We start from the raw sequence: 1489 nt of genomic DNA, 5'->3' as shown, positions 1-1489 counted from the left end.
GGTCAACGGAAATGAATCCATCTGCACATAGTATTTGGGAAGCATATATTCCGGGAGATAAAGCGATAGATGTTCTTCCAAATCGGACGGGAACAGCTCTTGCTCAGACACATAATATCCTACCAAATAACCGCTATCGAATTCCCCCTTGAACAATACCAACCCTTCTTTCACCATTTCATGGCCCAACAATTGGCTCTCAATCTCCCCAAGCTCGATACGATGCCCGCGGACCTTTACCTGGTCGTCCACCCTGCCGATGAATTCAAGAACACCTTCAGGAAGCCACTTTACTAGGTCGCCGGTTCGATATATAAATTCACCCTCCTTATAAGGATTCTCCATCCTACGCAGATCAGTCACGGAAGGAGAACCGATATAGCCCTTGAACAACTGTGCTCCTCCTATATGAAGTTCCCCCGCCACTCCTTCAGGAAGCAACTGATGATTACTGTCAAGGATATAAATCGTACTGTTAGGCGTAGGACGACCTATCGGAACGTTCTTACCAGATACAGAATCCTCGTGACGATATCGGTGGACAACACAGCCTATCGTAGCCTCTGTAGGTCCGTACTCGTTATAAATCTCAAGGTCAGTAGATCCTTTTGAATTGATTGCAGAGGCAAGGTCACAAGTGAGTTGCTCCCCCCCCACTATAAAACGCCGGATACCCTTGAGGCTCAAATCGCTCTCCTTCAAAACCCTCAAATGTGAAGGGGTAAGCTTCAGTACTTTAGCATGGCCATCCAAGATTACCTGTTCCAATAACATCGCTTGCCCATCCTGCGAACCATTGTACACACGTAACTCGTTCCCGCTCAACAGGGGAAGGAACATTGAGGTAATGGTCAAATCGAAGGATATCGAACTGAACAGTGCCATTGGACATTGCTCCTCCTTCATATAACAGGGACCCGCCCAGCTCATATAATTGAAAAGCGCACCATGACTAATCATGACCCCCTTGGGGAGACCCGTGGATCCCGATGTATAAAGAACATAGGCAAGGTCTTCCGAAGAAACTACAGGAAGACGACTTTTAACAACATCGCCCTCAAAATCCAAAGACCCCATATCTAAACGGTTATCGACCGCAATCCCTTCCAAAATAACTTCGTTATCCGCAATCAAATCGACCGTCGATATAAGCGCCTTCATCCCACTGTCAGATATCATATGGCCCTTTCGAGCCGATGGGTAGACAGTATCGATGGGAACAAAGGCACAACCTGACTTCAAAACCCCCAAAACAGCCACCAGCAAATCATCCGAGGGCTCCATCAATATACCTACCCTATCGCCCTTAGCAAGTCCCAAAGAAAACAACCGAAATGCCAAATGAGAAGACCTCGAATCCAAAGAAATATAACTCAGCTCAGAGGAAAGGTAACTCACAGCTACATTATCAGGAGCCTTCTCGACCTGGTCCTCGAAAAGGTCGATGACCGTCCTGTCCAAAGGATAGGCCACCGCCGTATCATTGTAA

General features: G+C 47.1%; 1 protein-coding gene. It reads right to left on the bottom strand.

The genetic code is table 11. The features are described from left to right. The coding region (locus ACKWCA_RS23945; protein ID WP_413980781.1) for an amino acid adenylation domain-containing protein at positions 1–1489 on the bottom strand (1489 nt) is incomplete at both ends.

It is taken from the genome of Maribacter corallii, from assembly GCF_047345415.1.
Lineage (GTDB): Bacteria > Bacteroidota > Bacteroidia > Flavobacteriales > Flavobacteriaceae > Maribacter_C.
The sequence above is the reverse complement of the archived record's forward strand: the minus strand, read 5'-3'. Positions and strand labels throughout refer to the sequence as shown.